This window comes from Methylocystis rosea SV97 (genome assembly GCF_000372845.1).
Taxonomy (GTDB): domain Bacteria; phylum Pseudomonadota; class Alphaproteobacteria; order Rhizobiales; family Beijerinckiaceae; genus Methylocystis; species Methylocystis rosea.
This window is the reverse complement of the sequence record NZ_KB889963.1, coordinates 1257732-1283272: the sequence shown is the minus strand read 5'-3', so window position 1 is coordinate 1283272 and position 25541 is coordinate 1257732. Positions and strand designations below refer to the sequence as shown.

Annotated in this window: 23 protein-coding genes, 1 tRNA gene and 1 pseudogene; 12 read left to right on the top strand and 13 right to left on the bottom strand. The window is 62.9% G+C overall.

From position 1 onward, the window contains the following. Positions 1-20: 20 nt before the first annotated feature. The 3 genes and pseudogenes from A3OO_RS21270 to A3OO_RS22895 form a co-directional block, all read right to left on the bottom strand. On the bottom strand, positions 21-1238 hold the full coding sequence (locus tag A3OO_RS21270) for a glycosyltransferase (RefSeq protein ID WP_018407071.1): 1218 nt from the start codon (positions 1236-1238) through the stop codon (positions 21-23). Positions 1239-1320: 82 nt separating this feature from the next. After that, positions 1321-1527, bottom strand: a complete 207-nt coding sequence (locus tag A3OO_RS0106730; RefSeq protein WP_018407070.1) for a ChaB family protein — start codon at positions 1525-1527, stop codon at positions 1321-1323. A 14-nt stretch (positions 1528-1541) separates the two neighbouring features. Beyond that, positions 1542-1703: pseudogene (locus A3OO_RS22895) on the bottom strand (orotidine 5'-phosphate decarboxylase / HUMPS family protein); the annotation flags it as partial. A 111-nt stretch (positions 1704-1814) separates the two neighbouring features. On the opposite strand from A3OO_RS22895, the gene A3OO_RS0106720 reads away from it, so the two are divergent. Then, a complete protein-coding gene (locus A3OO_RS0106720) occupies positions 1815-2861 on the top strand; it encodes a P63C domain-containing protein (protein WP_018407068.1) in 1047 nt (348 codons plus the stop codon). A 162-nt stretch (positions 2862-3023) separates the two neighbouring features. Here the strand turns inward: A3OO_RS0106720 and pyrF are convergent, their stop codons facing one another. The 4 genes from pyrF to dnaK all read right to left on the bottom strand — a co-directional run bounded on the left by pyrF (position 3024) and on the right by dnaK (position 8048). Continuing rightward, positions 3024-3791 carry an orotidine-5'-phosphate decarboxylase gene (gene pyrF / locus A3OO_RS0106715; protein ID WP_018407067.1) on the bottom strand — a complete coding sequence of 256 codons (768 nt, stop codon included), beginning with the start codon at positions 3789-3791 and terminating at the stop codon, positions 3024-3026. A 352-nt stretch (positions 3792-4143) separates the two neighbouring features. Continuing rightward, positions 4144-4788, bottom strand: coding sequence for a class I SAM-dependent methyltransferase (locus A3OO_RS21265; protein ID WP_245257121.1), 645 nt, complete (start codon positions 4786-4788; stop codon positions 4144-4146). Positions 4789-4911: 123 nt separating this feature from the next. Continuing rightward, positions 4912-6024, bottom strand: a complete 1113-nt coding sequence (gene dnaJ, locus A3OO_RS0106705; protein ID WP_026222749.1) for a molecular chaperone DnaJ — start codon at positions 6022-6024, stop codon at positions 4912-4914. 125 nt (positions 6025-6149) lie between these two features. Continuing rightward, positions 6150-8048 carry a molecular chaperone DnaK gene (dnaK, locus tag A3OO_RS0106700; RefSeq protein ID WP_018407064.1) on the bottom strand — a complete coding sequence of 633 codons (1899 nt, stop codon included), beginning with the start codon at positions 8046-8048 and terminating at the stop codon, positions 6150-6152. Positions 8049-8407: 359 nt separating this feature from the next. Between dnaK and A3OO_RS0106695 the strand changes: the two genes are divergently transcribed. The 7 genes from A3OO_RS0106695 (at position 8408) to A3OO_RS0106665 (ending at position 17637) form a co-directional block, all read left to right on the top strand. After that, complete coding sequence (locus tag A3OO_RS0106695; protein ID WP_018407063.1) at positions 8408-9505, top strand: efflux RND transporter periplasmic adaptor subunit; 1098 nt, start codon at positions 8408-8410, stop codon at positions 9503-9505. Positions 9506-9515: 10 nt separating this feature from the next. Then, complete coding sequence (locus A3OO_RS0106690; RefSeq protein ID WP_018407062.1) at positions 9516-12644, top strand: efflux RND transporter permease subunit; 3129 nt, start codon at positions 9516-9518, stop codon at positions 12642-12644. After that, the gene (locus tag A3OO_RS0106685) at positions 12641-13279 is read left to right on the top strand and encodes a TetR/AcrR family transcriptional regulator (protein WP_018407061.1); all 639 of its coding nucleotides are present in this window, start codon (positions 12641-12643) and stop codon (positions 13277-13279) included. Before A3OO_RS0106690 ends, A3OO_RS0106685 begins: the two co-directional genes overlap by 4 nt. A gap of 112 nt (positions 13280-13391) precedes the next feature. Next, the gene (locus A3OO_RS0106680; RefSeq protein ID WP_018407060.1) at positions 13392-14216 is read left to right on the top strand and encodes a carbon-nitrogen hydrolase family protein; all 825 of its coding nucleotides are present in this window, start codon (positions 13392-13394) and stop codon (positions 14214-14216) included. 211 nt (positions 14217-14427) lie between these two features. Further along, complete coding sequence (locus A3OO_RS0106675) at positions 14428-14760, top strand: integration host factor subunit alpha (RefSeq protein WP_018407059.1); 333 nt, start codon at positions 14428-14430, stop codon at positions 14758-14760. An 82-nt stretch (positions 14761-14842) separates the two neighbouring features. Next, positions 14843-16942, top strand: a complete 2100-nt coding sequence (locus tag A3OO_RS0106670; RefSeq protein ID WP_018407058.1) for an ABC transporter ATP-binding protein/permease — start codon at positions 14843-14845, stop codon at positions 16940-16942. Then, positions 16939-17637, top strand: coding sequence for an RlmE family RNA methyltransferase (locus A3OO_RS0106665; RefSeq protein ID WP_018407057.1), 699 nt, complete (start codon positions 16939-16941; stop codon positions 17635-17637). Before A3OO_RS0106670 ends, A3OO_RS0106665 begins: the two co-directional genes overlap by 4 nt. A 9-nt stretch (positions 17638-17646) precedes the next feature. On the opposite strand, the gene A3OO_RS0106660 is transcribed toward A3OO_RS0106665, so the two are convergent. From A3OO_RS0106660 to map, 4 genes are all read right to left on the bottom strand, one after another. Continuing rightward, entirely contained in the window at positions 17647-18669 is a 1023-nt protein-coding gene (locus tag A3OO_RS0106660) for an adenosine deaminase (RefSeq protein ID WP_018407056.1), read from the bottom strand. 75 nt (positions 18670-18744) lie between these two features. After that, on the bottom strand, positions 18745-20133 hold the full coding sequence (locus tag A3OO_RS0106655; protein WP_018407055.1) for a DHA2 family efflux MFS transporter permease subunit: 1389 nt from the start codon (positions 20131-20133) through the stop codon (positions 18745-18747). 61 nt (positions 20134-20194) lie between these two features. Beyond that, a complete protein-coding gene (gene radC / locus A3OO_RS0106650; RefSeq protein ID WP_018407054.1) occupies positions 20195-20920 on the bottom strand; it encodes a RadC family protein in 726 nt (241 codons plus the stop codon). After that, complete coding sequence (map, locus tag A3OO_RS0106645) at positions 20917-21753, bottom strand: type I methionyl aminopeptidase (RefSeq protein WP_018407053.1); 837 nt, start codon at positions 21751-21753, stop codon at positions 20917-20919. The genes radC and map overlap by 4 nt, the downstream gene beginning before the upstream one ends. A gap of 205 nt (positions 21754-21958) precedes the next feature. Here map and A3OO_RS0106640 point away from each other — a divergent pair, with 205 nt between their 5' ends. The 4 genes from A3OO_RS0106640 (at position 21959) to A3OO_RS0106625 (ending at position 23863) form a co-directional block, all read left to right on the top strand. Next, positions 21959-22720, top strand: a complete 762-nt coding sequence (locus tag A3OO_RS0106640) for a competence/damage-inducible protein A (protein ID WP_018407052.1) — start codon at positions 21959-21961, stop codon at positions 22718-22720. A gap of 28 nt (positions 22721-22748) precedes the next feature. Next, positions 22749-23270: a xanthine phosphoribosyltransferase gene (gene gpt, locus A3OO_RS0106635; protein ID WP_018407051.1), complete on the top strand. Its 522-nt coding sequence runs from the start codon at positions 22749-22751 to the stop codon at positions 23268-23270. Between the two features lie 45 nt (positions 23271-23315). Next, positions 23316-23404 (top strand) — tRNA-Leu (locus tag A3OO_RS0106630). A 114-nt stretch (positions 23405-23518) separates the two neighbouring features. After that, a complete protein-coding gene (locus tag A3OO_RS0106625) occupies positions 23519-23863 on the top strand; it encodes a Rieske (2Fe-2S) protein (protein ID WP_026222748.1) in 345 nt (114 codons plus the stop codon). Between the two features lie 156 nt (positions 23864-24019). Here the strand turns inward: A3OO_RS0106625 and A3OO_RS0106620 are convergent, their stop codons facing one another. Together A3OO_RS0106620 and A3OO_RS0106615 are read right to left on the bottom strand one after the other, a co-directional pair. Further along, positions 24020-24661 (bottom strand): hypothetical protein, encoded by a 642-nt coding sequence (locus A3OO_RS0106620; protein ID WP_018407049.1) that lies wholly within the window; start codon positions 24659-24661, stop codon positions 24020-24022. A gap of 120 nt (positions 24662-24781) precedes the next feature. Then, on the bottom strand, positions 24782-25534 hold the full coding sequence (locus tag A3OO_RS0106615; RefSeq protein WP_018407048.1) for a hypothetical protein: 753 nt from the start codon (positions 25532-25534) through the stop codon (positions 24782-24784). Positions 25535-25541 lie beyond the last annotated feature (7 nt).

The following is a 25541-nucleotide window of genomic DNA, read 5'->3' as shown; positions in this document are numbered from 1 at the left end:
CTCCACGGCGCTGGCGCGCCCTATACCTCGATGTGGCGGTTCGCCTCGATCTCGCCGGGCGTTTCGAAGCGCTGCGCCGACTTTTGCGCGCGCGGCGCCTGATAGCGGCCTTTCCATTCGCCGCCGCGGCCGCTTAGGTGCCGCCAAGCCGATTCAACCGTAAACCACGTATAGCATGCCGCGACGCCTGGCAAAGCAAAGGCGCGCCACCGCGACAGGCCGTAAAAGCGCAGTGTCGGCATATAGGCCTGCGCCATCAGGAGCCATGAGACGAGCGCCGTCTCGCGCGCCGGCGATTCGCCGAACAGCGCCAGATAGGGCGGCGCTAGGTAGGCGGCCGCCATGCCGATGAGCGCGCCGGCGAGACGCCAGGGGGAATAGCTGAGCTGCGCGTAGGCGGACCGCACGACCATTCGCGAAATATCGGCAAGGCGCGGATAGGCGCGCAGGCTGTGGACGTCTTCGGTCAGACCCAGCCAGATCGGACCTTGCGCCTTCATCAGCGCGCCGAGCGCGCAATCGTCGATCAGCGCGCCGCGAATGGCCCGCAGGCCGCCTGCGGTCGCGAGCGCCTCAGGCCGCAGCAGCATGACCCCTCCCGCGGCGCCTGCCGCGGGGTGATCCGGATCATTGATGTTGCGGAACGGGTAAAGCTTCTGGAAATAGAAAATAAAGGCGGGAACGAACCAGCGCTCCGCGAGGCTTTCGCAGCGAAGCTTGACCATGAGCGAGGTCAGGACGGCGCCACGCGCCGTCGCGCCCGAAGCGAGGCGGGCGAGCACATGCGGCGAAAATTCGATGTCCGCGTCACAAAACAGCACGAAATCCGGGTCGATCGGCAAGCTCCGCACGTAATCGAACCCGCGCTGCATCGCCGCGAGCTTTCCCGTCCAGCCCGCATCTGGTCCGCGCGAGGAGAGAACCGTCAGGCGGCTCGAAGCGCCATTGGCGGCCGCGCAGCGCCGGGCCGCCTGGGCGGTGCCGTCGTCGCTCTCGTCATCAACGAGAACAACCTCAAAGCGGCCATGGAACTGTTGCGCGAACAGCGACGCCAGGCTTTTGTCGATGACATCGGCTTCGTTTCGAGCCGGAACGATCGCCACGACATGGGTCGCCGGGACCGCGGCGTGACCGCCCAGGTTCCGGTCATGTTCGGTCAGACGCCAGAACCCGCCGCGAAGCGCGATCAGATAGAGCCAAACGAACAGCCCGAGGGCGGAGATGACAATCGCGAGCATGGGCGAATCGGGGTAAGGATTCGGTAACACCCGAGTTTTAGCACTCACGCTCAAGGCAGGCCAGCGCGCCTTCCGATCCTTCCTATCGCCTTGTCCAGCCCGCCTCGGTCTTGACGTAGCCTCGCTTCACGGCGGCCCAGGCGATGCGGTGCGCCGTCTCTTCCTGCCGCGGGTCGCCGCGGTGGGCGTCGAAGGCGTGATTGAAGGCTTCGCGATAAATATCCTGCGCGTGCTCAGGAAGGATGTGCTGGAGATTTTCAGGCAGGTCGGCGTTGCTGGCGTAGGGCATGCCGCGACCTCCTGTCAGGCGCCGTCCATCTCGCAGCCGATCGCCTCGGCGGCCGCTGCGGGGTCGGCCGCCCGCGTGATCGGCCTTCCGACGACAATATAGTCCGCCGAGGCGGCGATCGCCTGTCGCGGCGTCATGACGCGCTTCTGCACTCTTATGTAGCTGATGCAAGGACGCCCCATTCAAGCGACTAGAAAGCTAAGAGCGGGGATATACGCCAGACAGCTTGCTATGTCGGCCCTGAGCAAGCTATATGCTCGCTCATACGATTCTAAAGGGGCCCCTTGATGACAATCGATAACAAGCAGAGCAAAGGCGGGAAGGCCCGCGCCGATAAACTGAGCCAAGAGGAACGCAGCAGGATCGCGGCCGAAGGCGGGAAGGCGCGGGCTCTTGCGGCAGCATCTCTGCCAAAAGTCGAATATCCTGGGGTGCTGGAACTCGGTGAGGCGAACATTCCTTGTGCAGTGTTAAGTGATGGGCGCCGAGTTCTTACGGAAAATGGAATTACATATGCGATCCTTGGCGAGCGCAGCGGCGCGTCAAAAAGGCTGAAACGCGCCTCTCAAGAGGCTGGGGGCCTTTTGCCGCTATTTATCGCTCCGAGCCAGCTAAAACCATTTATCGACAACGCCTTACTTGAAGGGCCTCTTCAGCCGATCCAGTACCAAGATGGCAAGCGGACTGTAATTGGCTACGACGCCCGCATTCTTCGTGCCGTTTGCGAAGTCTGGCTTCGGGCGCGCGAGGCGAAGGCCCTCCAAAAGCAGCAACTCGACAAAGCGCAGCGTGCCGAGACATTGATGCGTGCATTGGCCGATGTCGGCTTGATCGCGCTTGTTGATGAGGCCACAGGCTATCAGAAGTTTCGCGCACGCGATGAGCTCCAGAAGATCCTTGCAGCGTATATCTCACCAGAGCTTCTTCCTTGGGCCAAGCGCTTTCCAGATTCCTTTTACGAAGAGTTGCACAAGGTCCGGGGCTGGCAATACAAACCAGGCAGCAACGCTCGCAACGCGTACATCGGGAAGCTGACAAAGGCCTTGATTTACGACCCCCTGCCGCCCGGCGTTGTTCACGAGCTTGAGCGGCGCAACCCGTACGATCCAACAAAAAAACGTCGCAGGCACCTTCACCATCAATTGCTAACCAAGGAAGTCGGGCACCCGCACCTCGAGAAGCAAATTGTGTCAGTCACGACGCTATTGAGCGTGTCAGACACTTGGGAGGAGTTCGCGAAGCTTTTTACGAAAAAATTCCCGCCAGGCCCCGGCGACTTGTTCGGACTGCCACCCCCTAAAGAGGACGAAGGCTCAGACGCGCCCTGCGCTTGAGCCTCGTGGGGACGGCTGGCCGGGCAAGGAACGATTTGCAGCGTTTCCCCTGGGATTGCCCCCCACGACTCTACCCTTCTGGGTACCAGAGTCAGGTTCGGCGGCGCAGCCGCTAGATTATTCCTATCGGAACTTGGTTAGTGGCGTTGGTTATTGGCAGGGTTAGTCAGCCGCTAAAGCGCTTGCCATCTCGACCACGATCTCGTGCGCAGATTCGACGGGGTTTCTTGCTTTAGTGATAGGCCGACCGATCACTAGATAGTCTGCCCCAGATCGAACCGCTGCGAAAGGCGTCGCGATACGCTTTTGGTCGTCCAGAGACGCTCCGAGCGGGCGTATACCTGGGGTGACTACCATGAGCCTATCTTCAAATTCGTTCTTGAGTTTTTCAACTTCATGGGCAGATGCGATCACTCCATCCACACCAGCCTTGAAGGCATTTCGAGCGCGATGAACAACCAACTCCTCCACAGACATGGACGTAGGGAATCCCATCTCCTGAATATCTTTGGCGTCCATGCTAGTAAGCACAGTAACGGAAAGAATTTTCAGGTCGGAATTCCCGCGGCCTGCAACGGCGCTTTCTAGGATGCCGCTAACGCCGTGAACCGTGAGGAAATCCACCCCGAATTCAGCCGCCTGCGAAACAGCCCGCTTAATTGTTTCGCCGATGTCATAATATTTGTAATCTAGAAAGACCTTTTTTTTCAGATCTTTAAGCCAACGCGCGAATTGGTCGCCTCCAGCAAGTTGAAGCCCAAGCCCCACCTTGTAGAATTCGACTTCATCCCCAAGAGCTTCGACGAGTTCTCTTGCCGACTCTACGGTGTCAAAATCCAGAGCGACGATTAGGCGCCGACGAGCTTCTTGGAGTTGCTCATCTGCAACAAAATTCGTATCGGGTCGAATCAATTCGGCCACGGCTGACATCTCTTGCGCTCCAGGCGACCTGCCTCTCGGATTAAACGCGGGATACGCTGAATCCACGCGATTGTGGCTTGACGCGAGCGCTGCGAGGCAGATTCGAAGCCGAGTTCTGCATTAGCCAGAGTCATAAAGCAAGCATTTACTGCTTTGAAATTACGCGCTCAGACTAGCCTTTCTGCGATATCGTCCAAAGGAGACGCCCATCCTCGTCAGGAGTGCTGATGAGTAACCCACGGTCTCTTAACCCCCTTAGGGTTCCATAAAATGCACTCCGTAGCGTCTGCCAGAGCTTTCCGATCAGCCGGGTCTTGTCCACAATTTTATAATGTTTTTTCGATCGGTCGCTCCCGCGCCTTCACGCCTTACGCTTTCCGGCGAAGCCGGCGTAACCCGCCTTGCGATAGCGCCAGACGCGCGCGGGCGGAATGTTGAGCACGACCGGCGGCGATCCCTTCCCGACATAGGCGCCGTTGACGCCGTTGGCGTGCATGGGCATCGGCGATTTGGTCAGGCCATAAGTGAACTGGATGAAGAGCCCCTCGTCGCCCATCAGTTCGAAGGCCTGGTTCAACAGCTCGACCCGATCGCGCTCCGGCCGCACCAGGAGCGGCAGGCTGGAGACGACGGTGGCGATCTTCCCAGGCACCTTGCCGTCGAGAGTCGCCTTGAGGCCATAGGCGTCGCCTTGCACGATGTTGACGCCAGGAAAGCGTTCCGACAGCAGATGGCAGAAACGGCTCTCATATTCGACGAGGACGAGGCGCTCGGGCGCGATTCCGCGCGCGAGCAGCGCCTGAGTGACAGGACCGGTGCCGGGCCCGAGTTCGACGATGTGGCCCTCTCGATCCAGTTCGACGAAGCCAGCCATCGTCTTGGCGAGCGCGCGTCCGGACGGCGAAACGGCGCCGATGAGGCGCGGGTTTTCGATCCATTGACGGATGAAGCGCGCGTTATCGACGAGCCTCGCGCGCCCACTGGCTTTCTGCATTTTGTGCGGCAACGGAGCCCCTCCCGACCGGCGCGATGAAACGCGCAAACGGCCCCCGCGATCGGAGGGCCGTTGGGCCGATGATAGGAGAGGCGCGCGTCAAAAACAACGCGGCGTCATAGAACTCTCTGCCGCCTAACCGCCGAACAGATCCTTCATCCGCGCGAAAAAGCCTGTCTCTTCGGGATGCGTGTCGTGCGAAGACTCCTCCTCGAATTCAGCGAGGAGCTCTTTCTGGCGCTTGGTGAGCTTTTGCGGCGTCTCGACGCTGATCTGCACATGCAGGTCGCCTTGGTCGCGCCCGCGCAGCACCGGCATGCCCTTGCCCTTGGCCTTGAGCTGGCGTCCGGACTGCGCGCCCTCGGGAATTTTGAGCTTCACCTCGGAGCCGTCGAGCGCATGGACCTTGATCTCGCCGCCAAGCGCCGCACGCACCATCGAGATCGGCACGCGGCAATAGAGATCCGCTCCATCGCGCTGGAAGAACGGATGCGGCTTCACCGACAGGAAGATATAGAGGTCGCCGGGCGGACCGCCGCGGAGGCCCGCCTCGCCTTCGCCGGCGAGCCGGATGCGCGTGCCGTCCTCGACGCCCGGCGGCACATTGACGGACAGCGAGCGTTCGATCGTCTTGCGCCCGGCGCCGGCGCAAGCGGGGCAAGGATTTTCGATCGTCTCGCCGCGCCCCTGGCAGGTCGGACAGGTGCGCTCGATTGCGAAAAAGCCCTGCTGCGCGCGCACCCGTCCCATGCCGCCGCAGGTCGCGCAGGTCTTGGGCTTGGAGCCCTTTTTCGCGCCTGTTCCCGAGCAGGGCTCGCAGGTCGCCGAGGTCGGGATTTTCAGCGAGGCGGCCTTGCCGTGATAGGCCTCGTCGAGGGTGATCTCCATGTTGTAGCGCAGATCCGAGCCCCGCTCGCGGCCGCCCGAGCGGCTGCGCCGCCCCATCACGTCGCCGAACAGATCCTCGAAAATATCGGCCATGGAGGCGCCGAAGCCCTCGCCGGCGCCGAAGCCGCCGCCCTGCTCAAAGGCGGCATGGCCGAAACGGTCATAGGCGGCGCGCTTCTGCTGATCGCACAGACACTGATAGGCTTCGTTCAATTCCTTGAAACGCGCTTCCGCCTGTTTGTCGCCAGGGTGCCGATCGGGATGACACTGCATCGCCGCCTTACGGAAGGCGATCTTCAATTCGACTTCCGTGACCGTGCGGCTTACGCCCAGAACTTCGTAGTAGTCGCGTTTGGACATGCTTGATTTCTGATGGTGCGCGGCGGCGGGCCTGGCCGCGATCACATGAACGCAAGGGAACCCGGCGTATTCGCGCCGGGTTCCCGTTTCGCTACCGCATCGAAGCGGCTATGGCCAGTCCCGGCTTACTTCTTATCGTCGCCGACGTCCTTGAACTCCGCGTCGATCACGTCGTCCTTGGGCGCCTCCTCGGACGCGCCCGTCCCTGAGGCGTCCGCCTGCTGCGCCTTATACATCGCCTCGCCGAGCTTCATCGAGGCCTGACTCAATTCGTTCGTCCTGGCCTTGATCGCGTCCGCGTCGTCGCCCTCGACGGCGCTCTTCAGCGCGGCGATAGCGGCTTCGATGGCGCTCTTGTCCGCGGCCGAAACCTTGTCGCCGAATTCGGCGACGGATTTCTCCGCAGCGTGAACCGCGGCCTCGCCATGGTTCTTGGCGTCGACGAGTTCGCGGCGGATTTTGTCCTCCGCAGCGTGCTCCTCGGCGTCCTTGACCATTTTGTCGATGTCGGTGTCGCTGAGGCCGCCAGACGCCTGGATGCGGATCTGCTGTTCTTTGTTGGTCGCCTTGTCTTTCGCCGTGACGTTGACGATGCCGTTCGCGTCGATGTCGAAGGTCACTTCCACTTGCGGCATGCCACGCGGCGCCGGCGGAATGCCGACGAGGTCGAACTGGCCGAGCAGCTTGTTGTTCGCCGCCATCTCGCGTTCGCCCTGGAAGACCCGGATGGTGACGGCGGTCTGATTGTCTTCGGCCGTCGAGAACACCTGGCTCTTCTTGGTGGGGATCGTCGTGTTCCGGTCGATGAGGCGCGTGAACACGCCGCCGAGCGTCTCGATGCCCAGCGACAGCGGCGTCACGTCGAGCAGCAGCACGTCCTTCACGTCGCCCTGCAGCACGCCTGCCTGCACCGCGGCGCCGATGGCGACGACTTCGTCAGGGTTGACGCCCTTGTGCGGCTCCTTGCCGAAGAACTGCTTCACGACCTCCTGCACTTTGGGCATACGGGTCATGCCGCCCACAAGCACCACTTCGCCGATGTCGGCCGCCGACAGTCCGGCGTCCTTCAACGCCTTGCGGCAGGGCTCCACCGTGCGCTGAATAAGATCGTCGACGAGCGCTTCGAATTTCGCGCGCGTGAGCTTCAGCGTCAGATGTTTGGGGCCCGTAGCGTCGGCGGTGATGTACGGCAGATTGATTTCGGTCTGCGTCGCCGACGAAAGTTCGATCTTGGCCTTTTCGGCGGCCTCCTTGAGGCGCTGCAGAGCGAGCTTGTCCTTCGTGAGGTCGATGCCCTGCTCTTTCTTGAACTCGGCCGCGAGATATTCGACGAGGCGCATGTCGAAGTCTTCGCCGCCAAGGAACGTGTCGCCGTTCGTCGACTTCACCTCGAAGACGCCGTCGCCGATCTCCAGGATCGACACGTCGAACGTGCCGCCGCCGAGGTCATAAACCGCGATCGTGCCCGACTGCTTCTTGTCGAGGCCATAAGCGAGCGCCGCCGCCGTGGGCTCGTTGATGATGCGCAGCACTTCAAGGCCGGCGATCTTGCCGGCGTCCTTGGTGGCCTGGCGCTGAGCGTCGTTGAAGTAGGCGGGGACGGTGATGACGGCTTGGGTGACCGTCTGGCCGAGAAAGGCCTCGGCCGTCTCCTTCATCTTTTGCAGAATGAAGGCGGAAATCTGAGAGGGCGAATATTGCTTGCCCGAAGCCTCGACCCAGGCGTCGCCATTATTCGCCTTGACGATCTTATAGGGGACGAGACCCATGTCCTTCTTGGTCATCGGGTCGTCATAGGTGCGGCCGATCAGCCGCTTGATGGCGAAAAAGGTCTTGTCGGGATTCGTCACCGCCTGACGTTTGGCGGGTTGGCCGACGAGGCGCTCGCCGTCATCGGTGAAGGCGACAATCGAAGGCGTCGTCCGAGCGCCTTCGGCGTTTTCAATCACCTTGGGGCTCGACCCTTCCATGACGGCCACGCAGGAATTGGTCGTGCCGAGGTCGATGCCGATAATTTTGCCCATATCGTTTCCTTTCGCTGGTGAACGCCGGACCCCGAAGCGGTCCGGTTCAAAAGGCGAAGGACGGCGGCTCGCCATGAGCCCGCCGCGCGATCCTTCACGCTTAGCTCTCCCAAGATTGTGTTGCGCTCACCCGGCCGCAAGAGCAGGCCGCATATAGAAGAATCATTTCCATGCGACAAGGCGTCCGGTCTGCGCTGCGGCGCGTCCAGTAACGGACCAGGCCGGTTTAGCCAGCGCCTGGAACAAGATTTCGCTTCAACAAAATTTGTCTTGCCTGTTGACCAATTGCTGACGACTGACGATTATTGAAACTCGTCAGAAGAACTAGACGCGGCTCTGGCGTCAATGGACGGAGTTCAATGCTCAGCTATCGCTCGAGGCTTTATGCGCTCGCCGCAGTTCTCACTGCGGCGCTCGCCGGCTGTGACGGCAAGGGCGAACGGTCCGCCGAAGAGAGCGAGCGCTCCGAGCGGCCGGTGCTCGTCGCGCCGGCGCGCTACGCCGCGCAGTCGCAAGCGCGCGAATTTGTCGCCACCATTCGTCCCCGGGTCGAGTCCGACCAAGGTTTTCGCATCGGCGGGAAGGTGGTCAAACGCTTTGTCGAAGTTGGCCAGCGGGTGAAGGCTGGCGACCCGATCGCGGCGCTCGACGAGCAGGATCTGCGGCTGCAGAAGGAGCAGTCCGACGCCGAATTCGCCGCGGCGCGGGTGGCGCAAACTCAGGCCGTCGCCGATGAACGGCGCGCCGCCGAACTGCGCGCCAAGGGCTGGACCGCCCAGGCGGCGCTCGATCGCGCGCGCTCGGGCGGCGAGGAAGCGCGCGGGCGGTTCCGACGGGCCGAACGCGCGGTCGAACTCGCCCGCAACGCGCTGGACTACGCCATGCTGCGCGCCGGGGCGGACGGCGTCGTCACGCAAACGCTCGTCGATTCCGGGCAAGTGGTCGCGGCGGGGCAGCCTGCCGTGCGCATCGCCCATGCCGGCGAACTGGAAGCCGCCGTCTCCTTGCCGGAGGCGTTCGCCGCGGCGGCTGGAAAGGGCGAGGCGACCTTGACGCTCTGGTCGAAGCCCGGCGCGGTCTATCGCGCCAAGCTGCGCGAACTGAGCCCCGCCGCCGATCCGGTCACGCGCACTTTCGCGGCGCGCTTCTCTATCCTCAATCCCGATGCCGCCGTCGCGCTCGGAATGAGCGCGACGCTGCACATTTCCGCTTCGGATGCGCAGCCCGTCGTCAGCGTGCCGCTCTCGGCGATCTACAATCAGGGGACAGGCCCTTCCCTCTGGAAGGTTGACGGCGAAGGGAACTTGCAGCTCGTCCCGGTGACATTGGTGCGCCTCGAAGCCGACGCCGCGCTTGTCTCTGGCGGCGTCAAGGACGGCGACAACATCGTCGTTCTCGGCGTCCACAAGCTCGATCCCAATACAAAAGTCCGCGTGATCTCGCGGCAATCGCTTTGAGGGTCTGGCCATGGCTGGCGTAAACCTTTCGCGCTGGGCCGTCCAACGGCCGACGCTGATGCTGTTTCTGATGATCGCGATCAGTCTGACCGGCGTCTATTCATACATGCGGCTGGGACGCGCCGAGGATCCGTCATTCACCATCAAGGTCGCCGTCGTGACGGCCTCATGGCCAGGCGCGACAGCTACCGAGATACGCGATCAGGTCGCGGATCTGATGGAGAAGAAGCTTCAGGAGCTGCCCTTCCTCGACAAGATCGAGAGCTACACCAAGCCCGGCTTTCTGGCGATGCAGGTGACCTTCAAGGACACGACGCCGCCAAAGGACGTGCCGCAGCTCTTCTATCAGTTGCGCAAAAAGCTCGACGACATCGCGCCGACGCTGCCCGCCGGCGTGCGCGGCCCGCAAGTGAACGACGAATATGGCGACGTCGACACGGTGATGTATGCGGTGACAGGCGACGGCGCCGACTACCATGTCCTCGACAAGGTGGTCCAGACGCTGCGCCAACGACTGCTCGCCGTGCAGGACGTGATCAAAGTCGACGTCTATGGCGATCAGGGACGCCGCATCTTTGTCGAATTCAGCGAGGCGAAGCTCGCGAGCCTGGCGATCCAGCCTCAGGCCGTCTTCGATTCGCTCTCCAAGCAGAACGCCATCAACGACGCCGGCGTGTTCGAGACCTCGTCGAACCGCGTGCGGGTTCAGGTGACGAGCGATCTCAAGGGCGCCGACGCGATCGCCGCGATTCCGATCGAAGCGAATGGCAAGGTGATCCGCCTCGGCGACATCGCCAATGTCTACGCCGGCTTCGAAGACCCGCCGAGTTTTCTCGCGCGCTTCAAGGGCCAGCCGGCGATCGTCGTCGGCGTCGTTATGGGAAAAGGCGCCAACGTCCTCAAATTCGGCGAGAACGTCGGCGCAGCGGTCCAGGAGATACGCGACAAGACGCCGATCGGCATTGACATCGACCAGGTCGCCGATCAGCCGAAGGTCGTCGAGGAGGCGATCGGCGAATTCACGCGTTCGTTCCTCGAAGCTCTGGTGATCGTGCTCGGCGTGAGCTTTCTCTCGCTCGGCTTTCGGACCGGCATCGTCGTCGCGCTCTCCGTGCCTTTGGTGCTCGCCATCGTTTTTATCTTCATGGGGCCGCTCGGCATCGATCTCCAGCGCATCTCGCTTGGCGCGCTGATCATTGCGCTCGGTCTTCTTGTCGATGACGCGATCATCGCCGTCGAGATGATGATGGTGAAGATGGAGCAGGGCTTCAATCGGATCAAAGCTGCGACCTTCGCCTGGGAGTCGACGGCCTTTCCGATGCTCACGGGGACGCTCGTGACCGCTGCGGGCTTCCTGCCGGTCGGCTTCGCCAATTCCGGAGTGGGCGAATATACGGGTTCGATGTTCTGGGTGTTGCTCGTCGCGCTGATCGCCTCATGGTTTGTCGCGGTGATGTTCACGCCCTATCTCGGCGTGAAGCTTCTTCCCGATTTCGCCAAGCTGCATCCGCATCGCGATCCGGACGAGATCTACCGAACGCCCTTTTATCGCTGGCTCCGCGCCGTCGTCACCTGGGCGGTCGACTATCGCGGCGTGGTGATCGCAGGCGTCGTCGGCGTTTTCGCGCTCGCTGTTTTCGGCTTCTTCGTCGTGCCGAAGCAGTTCTTCCCCTATGCAGAGCGCCTGGAGCTCTTCCTCCAGTTGCGCCTTCCCGAAGGTTCGTCCATCGGCGCGTCGCTCGAGGCCGCGAAACAGGCCGAGGCGCTCCTCAAGGACGATCCGGACGCGGCCCTCTACACGAGCTATGTCGGACAGGGGCCGCCGCGGTTCTGGCTCGGCCTCAATCCGCAGCTCCCGAATGAAGCCTATTCCGAGATCGTCATCGTCGCCAAGGACATCGCGGCGCGCGAACGCTTGAAGAAGAAGCTGGAGACCGCCATCGCCAATGGCGCTTTGCCGCAGGCGCGCGCGCGCGTCGATCGCTTCTATTACGGGCCGCCGGTGGGATTTCCCGTGCAGTTTCGCGTGGTCGGCTCCGATCCCGCGACCGTCCGCGCCATCGCCTATCAGGTGCGCGACGTCATGCGCGGCGACGAGGGCGTCGACGATCCACATCTCAACTGGAACGAGCAGACGCCGCGCGTGCGGCTGGTCATCGATCAGGATCGCGCGCGGCTTCTCGGGCTGACGCCGCAGGATGTGTCGAACAGGCTGCGTCTGGCGATTTCCGGCGTGACGATCACGACATTGCGCGACGGGATCGATCAGGTCGAAGTGGTCGCGCGCGCCATTCCTCAGGAGCGCGGCGATCTCTCGAGGATCGGCGACATGGTGATCTATGCGCGCGACGGCAAGGCGGTGACGGTCTCTCAGGTCGCGAAGGTCGTCTACGACCACGAAGAGCCGATTTTCTGGCGGCGCAATCGCGACATGAGCATCACGGTGCGCTCCGGCGTCAAGGACGGCGTGCAGGCGCCGGATGCGACGATGCGCATCTGGCCGCAGCTTGCGCAGATTCGCGAGCATCTTCCGCCCGGCTATCGCATCGAAATGGGCGGCGCGATCGAGGAATCGAAAAAGGGCAACGCGTCGATCTTTGCGGTTTTTCCGCTCGTCGGCCTTGTCATGCTGACGATCGTAATGTTCCAGCTGCAGAACTTCACGCGCGTCGCCCTCGTAATGGTGAGCGCGCCGCTCGGCGTCATCGGCGCCTCGCTCGCGCTCAATGTCGCTCACGCGCCGTTCGGCTTCGTTGCGCTGCTTGGCCTCATCGCGCTCTCGGGCATGGATATGCGCAATTCGATCATTCTCGTCGATCAGGTGCGACAAGATCTCGAGCGCGGCGAGAAATATCGAGAGGCGATCATCGGCGCGACAATTCGGCGCGTGCGTCCCGTCGCGCTGACGGCGCTGGCTGCGATTCTCGCCATGATTCCATTGTCGGGCTCCGCCTTCTGGGGGCCGATGGCGCTGACCATCATGGGCGGGCTTTTTGTCGCCACTTTTCTCACCGTTCTGTTCCTGCCGGCGCTTTACGCGACATGGTTCCGCCGTCATCTTGGCGAGGGATTGGCCGAAGCCAAGGGCGCGCGGGCCCAGACTCTGGCCGACGGGCTTGCGAGGGGAGCGGCCGAATGAGCGTGATGGGGGCTAGCGCGCAGAACGCGCGCGAGACCGAGCAGCGCGCGAGAATCATCGCCACCGCAGAGCGGCTCTTCCGCGAGATCGGCTTCCAAAAGACCACGGTCGCCGATATCGCCCGCGAATTGCGGATGTCGCCGGCGAACGTCTATCGCTTCTTTGGCGCCAAGTCGGAAATCAACGGCGCAGTCGCTCGCCATCTGATGAACGAAGTCGAGCAGTCGGCGCAGAGCATCGCGCATGGGCCGGGTTCGGCGGAACAGCGGCTGCGCGCGCTCATCCTGTCCAATGAGGCGATGAACGCCGAGCGCTACGTCGCCGACCGCAAGCTCCACGACATGGTGGAAGCGGCGCTCGACGAGAATTGGCCGATCATCTCGGATCACATCGATCTTATCGACGCCGCGCTCGAGGACGTCATACGCTCGGGCATGGAGAGCGGCGAATTCGCTAAGGGGGATGCGCAGCTCGCGGCGCGGCTGGTGCATGCCGCCTGTATTCGCTACTGCCACCCGCGGCTGATGGTGGAATGCGCCGATCGCCCAACGCCGACCAGCGCGCAAATGGTCGAATTTTGCATTGCAGCGTTGCGCGCCGGCTTTTGCCCCAACCGATCGACGACATCGCGCTAATCGCGATTCGACCTATACCTTCGGCGCCAGCGACGTATAATGAACGGGCGGCGCTATTCGTTAGGATGCGACTTTGGGTCGCGGGAGCAACAGCGAAACAATCGGGCGGTCGATGAAGGTTACTCTGGTTCAGATGAATTCCGTTGGCGATAAGGCCTTGAACCTCGCCAACGCCCGCGCTTTGATCGAGCGCGCCGTGGTTCAGGAGCGTCCCGACTGGATCTGTCTTCCTGAGGTCTTCGATTTCATCGGCGGCTCGCGCGCCGAGAAGATGGCGGCCGCCGAGGAGCTGCCGGGCGGCCCCGCTTATGAAATGTGCCAGGCGCTCGCGCGAGAGCACAAGGTCTTCATACACGCCGGGTCCATTCTTGAAAAAGCGCCTGGCGAGGAGCGGTTGCACAACACCAGCGTCGCCTTCAACCGCGAGGGCGAGGAGGTGGCGCGCTACCGTAAGATCCACATGTTCGACATCACGGCGCCGGACGGCGCCAAATATCACGAGAGCGCCGCGTTTAAGCCGGGCGACTCCGTCGTCACCTATGATTGCGAGGGCGTCACCGTCGGCTGCGCGATCTGCTACGACCTTCGCTTTTCATATCTCTTCCAGGCGCTCGCGGATAAGGGCGCGGATATCGTCGCGCTGCCGGCGGCGTTCACGCTGGTCACCGGCAAGGACCATTGGGAAGTGCTGTGCCGCGCGCGCGCGATCGAAATGCAGGCCTATCTCTGCGCGCCGGCGCAGACGGGCGCGCATAAGGCCGGGCATGAGACGCGCTTTACGTACGGCAATTCTCTGATCGCCGACCCGTGGGGCCAAGTCGTCGCGAAAGCTTCCGAGGGGCCGGGCCTCGTATCGTCCTATGTGGACGTCGACCGCATTCGTAAAATACGCGCCATGATCCCGGTGGCGCAGCACAAGGTGAAATTGGCCGTTTGAGGGTTCCGCTATCGCCTGCGCGCAGGTCAGAGTTTGATCGTTTGGTCGGGACGTAGAACACGTGATCGCCCTTGCATATCGGTCGTTTATGCGTACTATGCGGCCACGGGCGCAGCGCCCATTTATTGCCATGTTGCGATTGCCAGAAGCTTCGAGGGGGAGTTGTGTTCAGCCCAGTCCCGACAGAACGATCATTGGGCGCTCTTTTCGCATGGTAAGGAGAACCGCTCCAGGCAGCACCCTAACGCGGGCGGCGCTGCGAGAGGCCGTCTATGGCTGCTGCCCATCGCTGTCCCGCTCCGAAGCCCGCAAGATCTTGGACGCGACTTTTGATGAGATCAGCGAAGCTTTGCTGCGCGGCGAATCCGTAAAATTGCGTTCCTTCGGGACTTTTAACGTGCGCGCCAAGCGTGAGCGCATCGGCCGCAATCCCAAAACCGGCGTCGAGGCCACGATAACATCGCGCCGAGTGTTGACCTTTAAGGCCTCGCCCGTGCTTGTCGCGCATGTCAATGGCGACGCGGTCATTCCTGAAGAGGACTGACTCCTCTATCATGGGGCTAGACGGCAATCGCCGGCGACGCGGTCGCGGCGAGCCGAGCGGCTTCTCACATCCAAGGTGAAAGATGCAGAAATTGAGCGTGGCGGTCGCGATCTTCGCGGCGCTTACTGCGCTGGTCGGCGTCCATAAGGGCGACTCCAGCCTATTCGTTCTCGTCGCCGCGACGGCGCTCTGCGCCTATACGACGTGGCGCGCCGCCGACATGTCGAGCTTCCTGAAAATCTTCGCGTACATCTTCTCAACCGAGACGATCGTCTTCGGGCTCATCGGCCTGGCGCAGGCGGAAGGCCTGTGGCCCGAGTCTTTGAAAGACTATGCGCCGCCCGAAACCATGCCGCTCACCGTGGCGGTGTTCTCGATCATTGTCTACGCGATCTCGCACATTCCAGTCGTGCGGGAGATGACGCGCATCGCCGATCTCTACTTCAGTTCGCGCGACCGTGGCGAAGGGCGCGTGTGGCCATTCCAACCCTTTGCGGCGCGAGAGAGCGCGATCGCCATCGCCATGGTGGTCGTCTTGGTGCTGCTCAATCAGGGCCAGGTCGGCATCACCGTGCGCCTGTCCTTCTTCAATCGCGACTGGTTCAACGCCATTCAGGAGAAAAACGCCGGGGAATTCTGGCGGCAGCTTCTTTACGTGTTCACGCCATGGGCGTTCGTTTACGTCGCCTCGGTGATCATCGAATTCGTTCTGCAGTCGATGCTGATCATCCGCTGGCGTCGCTGGCTGACGGAACACTATGTCGAGCGCTGGCTCGGCGCGCATACGCATTACGGTATGGCGCTCGCCGGGAGCGGCGCTGACAATCCGGACCAGCGCATCGCCGAAGACGTCAATCGCTTCATCAGCGGCGGGGAGGAAGGCTATGGCGTCTACTCCTATTCGATCCTGCTGATCGCCACCTTGAGTTCGCTTGTCTCCTTCGCCTATGTGCTGTGGGATTTGTCCGGCAATTATCCGCTGCCCGGAACTGACATTTATATTCCCGGTTTCCTGTTCTGGGTTGTGCTGCTCTATGCGGCGGTGGGAACGCTGGTGACGCATCTTATCGGCCGCTCTCTCACCGGGCTCTATTTCGATCGGCAGAGACGCGAGGCGGATTTCCGCTTTTCCCTGGCGCGAATGCGCGAATACAGCGAGCAGATCGCCCTGCTTGGCGGCGAGCCCGCCGAGCGCGGTTCGCTGCTGCGGCGGTTCGCCGGCATTATCGTCAACTATCTGGCGATCGTGCAGAAGCGCAAGCAGCTGATGGCGTTCACCTCGACGTACGGACAGCTGTCGCCGATCATTCCTTACGTGATCACGGCGCCGTTCTATTTCGCCGGGCGCATTCAGCTCGGCGTCATGACGCAGACGGCGAGCGCCTTCGGGCGGGTGGAGAGCGCACTGACCTTCTTCATCAACTACTACACCTCGCTCGCCAATTTTAAGTCCGTGCTCGACCGGCTGACATCCTTCGACCACGCGATCGACACGGCGCGTGGCCAGATGTCTGCGACGCAGATCGTATCTCCGACCGACGGCGCTGATATTCGCCTGCGCGGTCTGACGCTTGCTTTGCCCGACGGACGCCAAATCGTGACGGTCGACGACCTGACGCTCGCCGCCGGCCAGTCGGCGCTGCTTACCGGCCCATCGGGTTCCGGCAAGTCGACGCTGTTTCGCGCCATCGCCGGCATCTGGCCTTACGCTTCGGGCGAGGCGCTGACGCCGCGCGGCGCGAAGGTGATGCTGGCGCCGCAGCGGCCCTACATCCCCATGGGCGCGCTCGCCGATGCGATCGTCTATCCGGGCCACGTCGGCGACTACTCGCGCGCTGAAGTGCAGGAGGCGCTGCGCGCGGCGCGGCTTGCGCCTTTCGTCGAGCGCCTCGACGAGGAAAACAACTGGGGTCAGCGGCTTTCAGGCGGCGAGCAGCAGCGCGTCGCAATCGCCCGCGCGCTTCTCGCCAAGCCGGATTGGCTTTTCCTCGACGAAGCCACGTCGGCTCTCGACGAGCAGCTCGAAGAAGACATCTACGCCATGATGCGCGAGCGGCTGCCCGGCACGACGATCGTCTCGATCGGCCACCGGTCGACTCTGCACGCCTTCCATGATCGAGACATCGTCATGGAGCCGGCGCCCGGCGGCGTCTTCAGCCCGCGCGACAAGGTGCACGCGTGACGAAAGAGTCGGGACGCGAAGGCGGGCGATCGCTCAAGACGCGGGTCAAGACCGCGCGCAAGCGGTCGCTCTCCTCGACGCTCTGGCTGGAGCGCCAGCTCAATGATCCTTATGTCGCGCGCGCCAAGCGCGAGGGCTACCGCTCACGCGCCGCCTATAAGCTCATCGAGATGGATGATCGCTATCATCTCTTTAAGCCGGGCGGCCGCATCGTCGATCTTGGCGCCGCTCCCGGCGGCTGGTCACAGGTCGCCGCCGCGCATGTGAAGGCGAAAGAGGGGAAGGGCAAAGTCGTCGCGGTCGATCTGCTCGACATGGAGCCGGTCGACGGCGTCGAATTCGCGGTGAAGGATTTCAACGATCCCGATGCGCCGGAATTCATCAAGAACATGCTCGGCGGCGCCGCCGATGGCGTGATGTCGGACATGGCCGCGAACGCCACTGGCCACAGGGCGACCGATCATCTGCGCATCGTGGCTCTCGCCGAGCTTGCCGCTGATTTCGCGTGCGACGTTTTGGCGGAAGGCGGCTTCTTCATCGCGAAGGTGCTGCAAGGCGGAACCGAAGGCCAGCTGCTCACACGCCTCAAGCGCGATTTCGCGACGGTGCGGCACGTCAAGCCGGCGGCGAGCCGCGCCGGTTCGGCCGAGCTCTATGTGCTGGCGACAGGCTTTCGCGGGCGACACGGCGACTAGGCGATGCGCTTAAGCGCCATGCGCTTGCGCATAGGCGTCGACCTCGGCGATCCTCTCTTGCTTTTCGTCGTCAGAAAGAAATGACGCCGAGAAACTGTTTTTCGCGAGCTGCGTCAGTTCGGCTGTTCCTAATGTGAAAGCCTGCTGAACCGCGCGGTAGTTCTCGTTCACATAGCCGCCAAAATAGGCCGGATCGTCCGAGTTGACGGTCACGACGACGCCTGCTTCGAAGAGCCGCTGAATCGGATGCGCGCGCATATCGGGATAGACGCAGAGGCGTATATTCGACAGCGGGCAGACGGTCAGCGGAACCCGCTCGCGCGCGAGCCGCTGAACTAGGGCCGCGTCATCGATCGCGTGAACGCCGTGATCGATGCGCTCGACCTTCAAGCGATCCAGAGCTTCGGAGACATAGGCGGCGGGTCCCTCTTCGCCCGCATGGGCCACGGCGCGCAGACCAAGCGAACGGGCGCGCTCATAGACCTCGGTAAACTTGCCCGGCGGATTTCCGGCTTCTGCGGAATCCAGTCCGACACCGGTGATGCGATCGAGCCAGGGACGCGCCGCTTCGAGCGTGGCCATGGCGTCAGCCTCGTCGAGATCGCGCAGAAAGCACATGATGAGTCGCGACGTCGGCCCGCCCTCGCGCGCGGCGTCGTTCAGAGCTGCGCTCAATCCCTCCACGACCGGGCCGAAGGGAACGCCGCGACGCATATGCGCTTGCGGATCGAAGAAGATTTCGACGTGGCGGATGTTCTCTCCGCGGGCGCGGTCGAGATATGCACGCGCCAGATCGTAGAAGTCTCGCTCGGTCAAAAGCGCCTGCGTCGCCTGATAATAAAGATCGAGAAAATCCGCGAGGTTTTGAAAATCGTATAAGCGGCGCATCGCCTCGACCGAAGCGTACGGGAGCTTGACGCCATTGCGCTCGGCGAGCGCGAAGGCCGTTTCGGGCTCGAGCGTCCCCTCGATATGAAGGTGAAGCTCCGCCTTCGGGAGTCCGGCGATAAAGTCTTGGGCTGCGCTCGACATAAGGTCCTCGTTTCAGTCGATTTGGCGCTCGCGATCCTCATCGACAAGAGCTCTTCGCCGTCGATCCCCCTGAGGTTACACGCGTTTTCGGCGCCCGGTCAGGTCGTCGCCCGCATTGGGCGCGAGCGGCAGGAAGCTCATCACCGAAAGCGTCGAGATCAGCGCCACGACAATGAAAGCCGGCGTGAAATCCGCCGCCTGCAGCGCGCCGCCGCCGCGCAGCGCGCGCGTCGCCTCCAGCGCCGCCGCGCCAATCGCGACGCCTGTCGACAGCGACAACTGCTGCGCGACGGAGGCGAAGCTCGTGGCGCGGCTCATGGCGTCCTGATCGACGTCGGCGTAGGCGATGGCGTTGAGCGCCGTAAACTCGAGCGAGCGGAAGAAGCCGCCAACGAGCAGCACGCCCATGATGACCAAGTGCGGCGTCGCCGCCGAAAAGGTGGCGTTGAAGGCGAGAAAGCCGGCGGAGATAAGCGCATTGACGATCAGCACCCGCCGAAAGCTGAAAATCCGCAGGATCGGCTGAGCGGTCGTCTTCATCGCCATCGCGCCGGCCGCCGAAACGAAGGTCAGAAGTCCCGCTTCATAAGCGGAGAGTCCGAAGCCCGCTTGCAGCAGCAGCGGCAGCAGGAAAGGCGTGGCGCCAAGTCCGATGCGAAACAGAAAGCCGCCGAAGACCGCCGCGCGGAACGTCGGGATCTTCAAGAGATCGAGGTCGACGATCGGATAGGGCGTGCGTTTGGCGTGGCGCGTATAAGCGAAGAGCGCCCCTGCCCCGAGCGCGACGATCAAAACCACGACCGGCGCCGGCGCGAAGCCGCGCCCCGCGATGGTAAAGCCGAAGACGAGGCAGGAGAGGCCGACGCCTGAAAGGATCGCGCCGGCGATGTCGAGCGGCGGCGTCCATTCTTCGCGCATGTCTGGAATAAAGCGCGTGACCAGCATGACGCCGAGCGCGCCGATCGGGACATTGATCCAGAAGATGTAGCGCCAGTGAAAATAGGTCGCGATGAAGCCGCCGATCGGCGGACCGATCATCGGGCCCATGAGCGCCGGAATGGTGAGATAGGCCATGGCGCGCACAAGTTCATGGCGCGGCGCGGTGCGCAGCAGCACGAGGCGTCCGACCGGCGTCATCATCGCGCCGCCGAGGCCTTGCACGATCCGAAACGTCACGATCGCGGCGAGCGAATTGGACAGGCCGCAGAGAATGGAGCCGAAGGTGAAGACGATGATCGCCGCGCGAAAGACGCGCCGCGCGCCAAAGCGATCCGCCGCCCAGCCCGAAAGCGGAATGAAGACCGCGAGCGATAAAAGATAGGACGTCAGCGCGAGTTTCAGCGCCACGGGATCTTCGTGAAGATCGGCGGCCATCGCCGGCAACGCCGTCGCGAGCACGGTGCCGTCGAGCTGCTCCATGAAGAGCGCGGTGGCGATGATCAGCGGCGTGACGAAATAGGACAATGCGCTCAGCCCGCTTTTGAAAGTGTCGCGTCAATCCTGACGCCTGTGGACGGACTTCGCGTCAAATGAGCTTCAGCCCTCTGAAGCTCGCATGGCCATGACGGCCAACAATGAGGTGGTCGTGGACCGTGATGTCGAACGGCTGCGCGATGGCGGCGATGTCCTTCGTCATGCGTATGTCCGCGGCCGACGGCGTCGGATCTCCGGATGGATGGTTATGCGCCAGGATGAGCGCGCTCGCGCCAAGCTCCAGCGCACGTCTGACGATTTCGCGCGGATAGACGGGCGTATGGTCGATGGTGCCGACGCCCTGCACCTCGTCGGCGATCAGCGCGTTGCGCTTGTCGAGGAACAGGATGCGAAACTCCTCCCGCTCGGCGAAAGCCATCGCCGTCCGGCAATAGTCGAGCACCTCCATGAATGAGGAAAGCACAGGACGCTTCTGCAAGGCGCCGCGCGCCAGGCGTTTCGCCGCAGCCTCGACGAGCTTGATTTCGACGATCGCCGCTTCGCTGAGACCGCCGACTTCGCGAAGCCGCTCCGGCCGCGCCGCGACGGTCTCGGCGAAGGAGCCAAAGCGCGTGATCAAGGCCTTTGCGAGCGGCTTCACGTCGCGGCGCGCGATGGCGCGAAACAACAGCAGCTCAAGCATTTCGTAATCGGCGAGCGCTGCTTCGCCTGCATCCATGAAGCGATCGCGCAGACGCTGTCGGTGACCGTGGAAATGAGGCGCAGAATCGCGCAGGCCTGAGCCGTCGCTTGTCGCGGCGTCAGCCGCCTTCTTCATGCGTCGGCGCGCGCGGCAGAGGGATTGTCGAGCCCCGCCGGCGATTTGGTGAAGACTTCCACGCCCGTTTCGGTGACGCCGACCGAATGTTCGAACTGCGCGGAAAGCGAGCGGTCGCGGGTGACGGCCGTCCAGCCGTCCGACAGGATTTTCACCTGCGACCGGCCGAGATTGATCATCGGCTCAATGGTGAAGAACATGCCCGGCCGCAGCTCGACGCCCTCGCCCTTCACGCCATAGTGCAGAATATTCGGCTCATCGTGGAATACGCGCCCGAGCCCGTGGCCGCAAAAATCGCGCACGACCGAACAGCGCTCGCTTTCGGCATAGTGCTGAATCGCCGCGCCGATGTCGCCGGTCGTCGCGCCAGGCTTCACGGCGGCGACGCCCCGCTCAAGCGCCTCATAGGTCACGTCGATCAGCCGCTGCGCCCGCCGCGGGATTTCGCCGACGGCGAACATGCGGCTGGCGTCGCCGTGCCAGCCGTCGAGGATGAACGTCACGTCGATATTGACGATGTCGCCTTCGCGCAGCGGCTTGCTGTCCGGCACGCCATGGCAGACGACATGATTGATCGAGGTGCAGATCGACTTCCGGTAGCCGCGATAGTCGAGCGGCGCGGGATAAGCGCCATGCGCCATGGCGAAGTCGAAAACCAGATCGTCGAGCGCCTGCGTCGTCACGCCCGGCTGGACATGTTCGACCAGCATGTCCAGCGCCTCCGCCGTCAGCTTGCCAGCGGCGCGCATGCCCCCGAAATCATTAGGACCGTGCAGCTTGATCTGTCCGCTTTTGCGCGCGGCGGGCGCGAGATGAGATTCGATAAAGGTCATGTAACGTGGCGGCTCGGCTTTCCTGGGCGAAGGGTATGCTCGACAAGGTAATGGTTTGAGGCGGCAAAGCAAGGCTGGCGAGCCGAACTGCAATTGCCGCAGCAAGGCCTTCTCAGCCCTGGTCGGGGCCTTGCCGATAACGAGGCGGCGCCAGGGCTGGCGTTCGCGGCCGCCATGGTCATAATCGGCGACAGGGAGGCCGGTAATGGCGCAAGAAACGGCGGGCGACAGGCCGGCAAGCGCGGCGGTTCTCGTGATCGGCGATGAAATATTGTCCGGCCGCACGCAGGATGTGAACACAAGCTATATCGCGAATTATCTGGCGCAGATCGGCGTCGATCTTCGCGAGGCGCGAATCGTGCCCGACGAGACGGAGGCGATCGTCGAGGCGCTGAATGCGCTGCGCGCCCGCTACACCTATGTCTTCACGACCGGCGGCATTGGTCCCACCCACGACGACATCACCGCCGATGCGGTCGCCCGCGCCTTTGGCGTCGACATCGGCGAGGATCCGCGCGCCATAGCGCTGCTTCGGGAGCGCTTTTCGGAAGGCGAGCTGAATCCGGCGCGCCGGCGGATGGCGCGCATTCCAAAAGGCGCGGAGCTGATTTTCAACGCCATTTCCAAGGCGCCGGGATTCTGGATCGGCAATGTCATCGTTATGGCCGGCGTGCCGATGATCATGCAGAATATGATGGACGTGGTCGGCCCGCGGCTCGCGGCCGGCCCGCCGGTGCTCGTCGAGACGGTCGAGGCGTACGGCGTTCCGGAAGGCGCCTACGCCGAGGGTTTGGAAGCGATCGCGCGCGGCCATGAGGGCGTGAGCGTTGGCTCCTATCCGTCCTTTACGAGCGCGGGATTCAGGAATCAGATTGTGCTGCGCAGTCGCGACGCGGCGCTCTTGGCCCGCGCGACGGCGGCGGCCCGTGCGATGATCGCATCGCTAGCGAAGGAAACCGCGCGCTGACGGCGTGACCGGGGGAGGCTTGAAGCTGATGTACGGGTCCGACAAGATCTTTCCGGTCTCCTGGGACATTTTTCACCGCGACGCGCGCGCGCTCGCCTGGCGTCTCGCTTCTATCGGCGGATTCTCGGCGATTGTGGCGGTGACGCGCGGCGGTCTGGTGCCCGCGGCGATCGTGGCGCGCGAGCTCGGCATAAGGGTCATCGAAACCATCTGCGTCGCCAGCTATCACGAGGAAACCGAGCGCGGCGAGATCCAGGTGCTCAAGCCTCTGACCGACACGATTCTGGCGCGGCCAAGCTCTGAAGTGCTCATCATCGACGATCTCGTCGACACCGGCGCCACGGCGAAAGCCGTGCGGGACACGCTGGCGAACGCGCATTTCGCCACTGTCTACGCCAAGCCGCAGGGCCTGCCGATGGTCGACACCTTCGTCACCGAAGTCTCGCAGGACACCTGGATCTTCTTCCCCTGGGACACGGGCCTGTCGTTTCAGGCGCCGATCGGCGCGCCGAACGCCAAGCCCGAGGGCCGGCGACGACGGCGCATATAATCCGCTTGGCGGCGTCGGGTCCGCGCCCCTATAAACGAGCGCTCCGCGGGCGTGGCGAAACTGGTAGACGCAACGGACTTAAAATCCGTAGGGCCGCAAGGCCTGTGCCGGTTCGATTCCGGCCGCCCGCACCAGAAAAATGCTTATGCGATCGTTGTCTTTTCGCCTCGCGCGTCGCCGAGTCGCAGGGTTTCGCTGGTCCGTAACTTGCTATCGCCTGTCAATGTTGAATCTTGAAGGCGATCACGATGGCGTTCACCGCGATCTGTAACACCGGCGCCGTGAGCGAAGGCGGCATGGGCCTCTTTCACGCCGGCAAAAAGAGCGTGCTTCTGGTCTGGCCGACCGGCGGCGAACTCAAGGCCTATCGCGGGCGCTGTCCGCATGCGGACATGCCGCTGAGCGAGGCGACCTTCAACGGGCAGACCGTCACCTGCCCGCACCACCAATGGGGGTTCGACAGCACAAGCGGCAAATGCGTGACGCATCTCGTCCGCAATGCGCTCCACCCCTATGCGCTTCGCGTCGAGGGCGACGAGATTCAGGTCGACGTCGGACCGGTCAAGCCCGCGCGCACGCCCGCGCACGCGTGATTGCAAACTGCAGTCGCGCGCACAGACTTTCGCTCAGGTAACAGACTTGCGCTCAGGTAGACGCAGCGGACTTAATCCGTAGCGCCGCAAGTCCCGCGCCCGTCAGGTCGCGCGGCCAGCGAGCAGGCGCAGCTTTGCGCCTGCCCCGCGTCGGATTTACGCAGCCTTTTTTTGCAGCTCGGCAATATAAGCCGTCGCTTTTTCAACGAGCGCGGCGATCCGCTTCTGCACGACCGGCAGATTCTCCTTCGCCTTGAGAAGTGCCGACTGCAGCTCGCCCATAGCCTTTGTCGTCAGTGGATGCGTCTTCAGCTTCGTCCACTCGGCGCGCAGATCAAGATTCGCCAGCCCGGCAAGCGTCTTCTCGGTCAGCGGATGCGCCTTCACCGCCTCGACCTTGGCCTGAAGATCAATCGTTGAGAGATAGGCCAGCGCCGCCTTCGAACTTTCCTCGGCATGCTTGCGCGCGACGGGAAGAAATTCGACGAATTTCACGGCGCCGCGCTTCGTCTCGCGCAGGGCGATCTCCGTCAGAACATTGGCCTTCAGGAGAGCGTAGAGTCTGGCGTTCAGCTTGCGCAGCTCTCCTTCGAGCCGCAGGATCGTAAACTCCTGCTGCCTGAGCTGGTTGACGGCGCCCTCATGCAGCGAATTGACGCGCTGCAGCTCCGTCCTGACGCGTTGCAGCTCGGCGTCGAGCTGATTCATATGATCCCTGATGGAGTCGACCATCGGGAAAGAAAACTTGCCGGCCTCGAGGTCGGCCAGTGCGCGTTCGCCTTCCGTGTTCGTAGCCATGCTCACTCCTCTCGCTCCGTTCAAACGACCATCGGCGGCCGATGGTTAAGACTTCGTTTCGCCCGGCAAAACATTGGCGGTTTTTTCAGTCGACCGATCGTCGCGGCGCTAAGGCGCGGCCTACACCCGCCGCGACAGCGAGCGCAGAAAACCCTGCATCTCGTCCGTAAGATCGGTCTCGATCGCCGGGGCCATCTTCAGCAGCATATTGGCGATGAAAGCCTGGTCATTGCGCGTTTCGGCGAGGCATTCCTGCAACACCGGCACGCTGTCCTCGATATGGGCCATGAAGGCGACGCCCTTCTCTAGCGTCTCGGTCCATTTGGCGCGCGTCCACAACGCCAGCGGATAGACGATCTCGTTCACGAAATTCGATTTGCGCGCCTTTTCGAAGAAACGCAGGCCGGCGTTCCAGTTCTCGCGCGCGCGCATAGGCGGCGGCGGGATGTCGCCTGCAAGCATTTTCTGCGCGGCCTGCCCGACATGATCTTCAAGGCTCATCGGCGAGGCGATGGGCGAACGAAAGCTCCACAGCGCCGTCGACCCTGGATACTCGGGGCCGAGCTGCTCGGTGAGCGCCGCGTCGATCTTTTCAACGGCGGCCTTGTCGCCCTTCAGCGCCGCCGCCATGCAAAAGGCGAAGAGCGCGTCTCCCCCGTAGTTCACCGCCGCCGCGCCTTTGATCTGCTGCGGCGTCAGCTTCGGCGTCGCGCCGTCGGCGGGGACCTCGACGTCGCCAGCGCGCAGCGCCGTGATAAAACTCGTGATCTCGAGCCACGGCAGGTAATTCGCGATGAAAGCGTCGGGATCGCCGTGGACGATCGCGAGATTGAGCGGTTGCTTACGTTTTTGCAGTTCCGCCATATCGGTCATAGAGCGC

What these genes read in the sequence shown, in the direction of transcription:
- A3OO_RS21270 (WP_018407071.1), bottom strand. Translation starts at nt 1,238, where the DNA reads ATGCTCGCGATTGTCATCTCCGCCCTCGGGCTGTTCGTTTGGCTCTAT.
- A3OO_RS0106640 (WP_018407052.1), top strand. Translation starts at nt 21,959, where the DNA reads ATGGCGCAAGAAACGGCGGGCGACAGGCCGGCAAGCGCGGCGGTTCTC.
- A3OO_RS0106625 (WP_026222748.1), top strand. Translation starts at nt 23,519, where the DNA reads ATGGCGTTCACCGCGATCTGTAACACCGGCGCCGTGAGCGAAGGCGGC.
- A3OO_RS0106680 (WP_018407060.1), top strand. Translation starts at nt 13,392, where the DNA reads ATGAAGGTTACTCTGGTTCAGATGAATTCCGTTGGCGATAAGGCCTTG.
- A3OO_RS0106620 (WP_018407049.1), bottom strand. Translation starts at nt 24,661, where the DNA reads ATGGCTACGAACACGGAAGGCGAACGCGCACTGGCCGACCTCGAGGCC.
- A3OO_RS0106695 (WP_018407063.1), top strand. Translation starts at nt 8,408, where the DNA reads ATGCTCAGCTATCGCTCGAGGCTTTATGCGCTCGCCGCAGTTCTCACT.
- A3OO_RS0106670 (WP_018407058.1), top strand. Translation starts at nt 14,843, where the DNA reads ATGCAGAAATTGAGCGTGGCGGTCGCGATCTTCGCGGCGCTTACTGCG.
- radC (WP_018407054.1), bottom strand. Translation starts at nt 20,920, where the DNA reads ATGAAGAAGGCGGCTGACGCCGCGACAAGCGACGGCTCAGGCCTGCGC.
- A3OO_RS0106690 (WP_018407062.1), top strand. Translation starts at nt 9,516, where the DNA reads ATGGCTGGCGTAAACCTTTCGCGCTGGGCCGTCCAACGGCCGACGCTG.
- A3OO_RS0106720 (WP_018407068.1), top strand. Translation starts at nt 1,815, where the DNA reads ATGACAATCGATAACAAGCAGAGCAAAGGCGGGAAGGCCCGCGCCGAT.
- A3OO_RS0106615 (WP_018407048.1), bottom strand. Translation starts at nt 25,534, where the DNA reads ATGACCGATATGGCGGAACTGCAAAAACGTAAGCAACCGCTCAATCTC.
- A3OO_RS0106730 (WP_018407070.1), bottom strand. Translation starts at nt 1,527, where the DNA reads ATGCCCTACGCCAGCAACGCCGACCTGCCTGAAAATCTCCAGCACATC.
- dnaJ (WP_026222749.1), bottom strand. Translation starts at nt 6,024, where the DNA reads ATGTCCAAACGCGACTACTACGAAGTTCTGGGCGTAAGCCGCACGGTC.
- gpt (WP_018407051.1), top strand. Translation starts at nt 22,749, where the DNA reads ATGTACGGGTCCGACAAGATCTTTCCGGTCTCCTGGGACATTTTTCAC.
- dnaK (WP_018407064.1), bottom strand. Translation starts at nt 8,048, where the DNA reads ATGGGCAAAATTATCGGCATCGACCTCGGCACGACCAATTCCTGCGTG.
- A3OO_RS0106675 (WP_018407059.1), top strand. Translation starts at nt 14,428, where the DNA reads ATGGTAAGGAGAACCGCTCCAGGCAGCACCCTAACGCGGGCGGCGCTG.
- A3OO_RS0106685 (WP_018407061.1), top strand. Translation starts at nt 12,641, where the DNA reads ATGAGCGTGATGGGGGCTAGCGCGCAGAACGCGCGCGAGACCGAGCAG.
- map (WP_018407053.1), bottom strand. Translation starts at nt 21,753, where the DNA reads ATGACCTTTATCGAATCTCATCTCGCGCCCGCCGCGCGCAAAAGCGGA.
- A3OO_RS0106660 (WP_018407056.1), bottom strand. Translation starts at nt 18,669, where the DNA reads ATGTCGAGCGCAGCCCAAGACTTTATCGCCGGACTCCCGAAGGCGGAG.
- pyrF (WP_018407067.1), bottom strand. Translation starts at nt 3,791, where the DNA reads ATGTCAGCCGTGGCCGAATTGATTCGACCCGATACGAATTTTGTTGCA.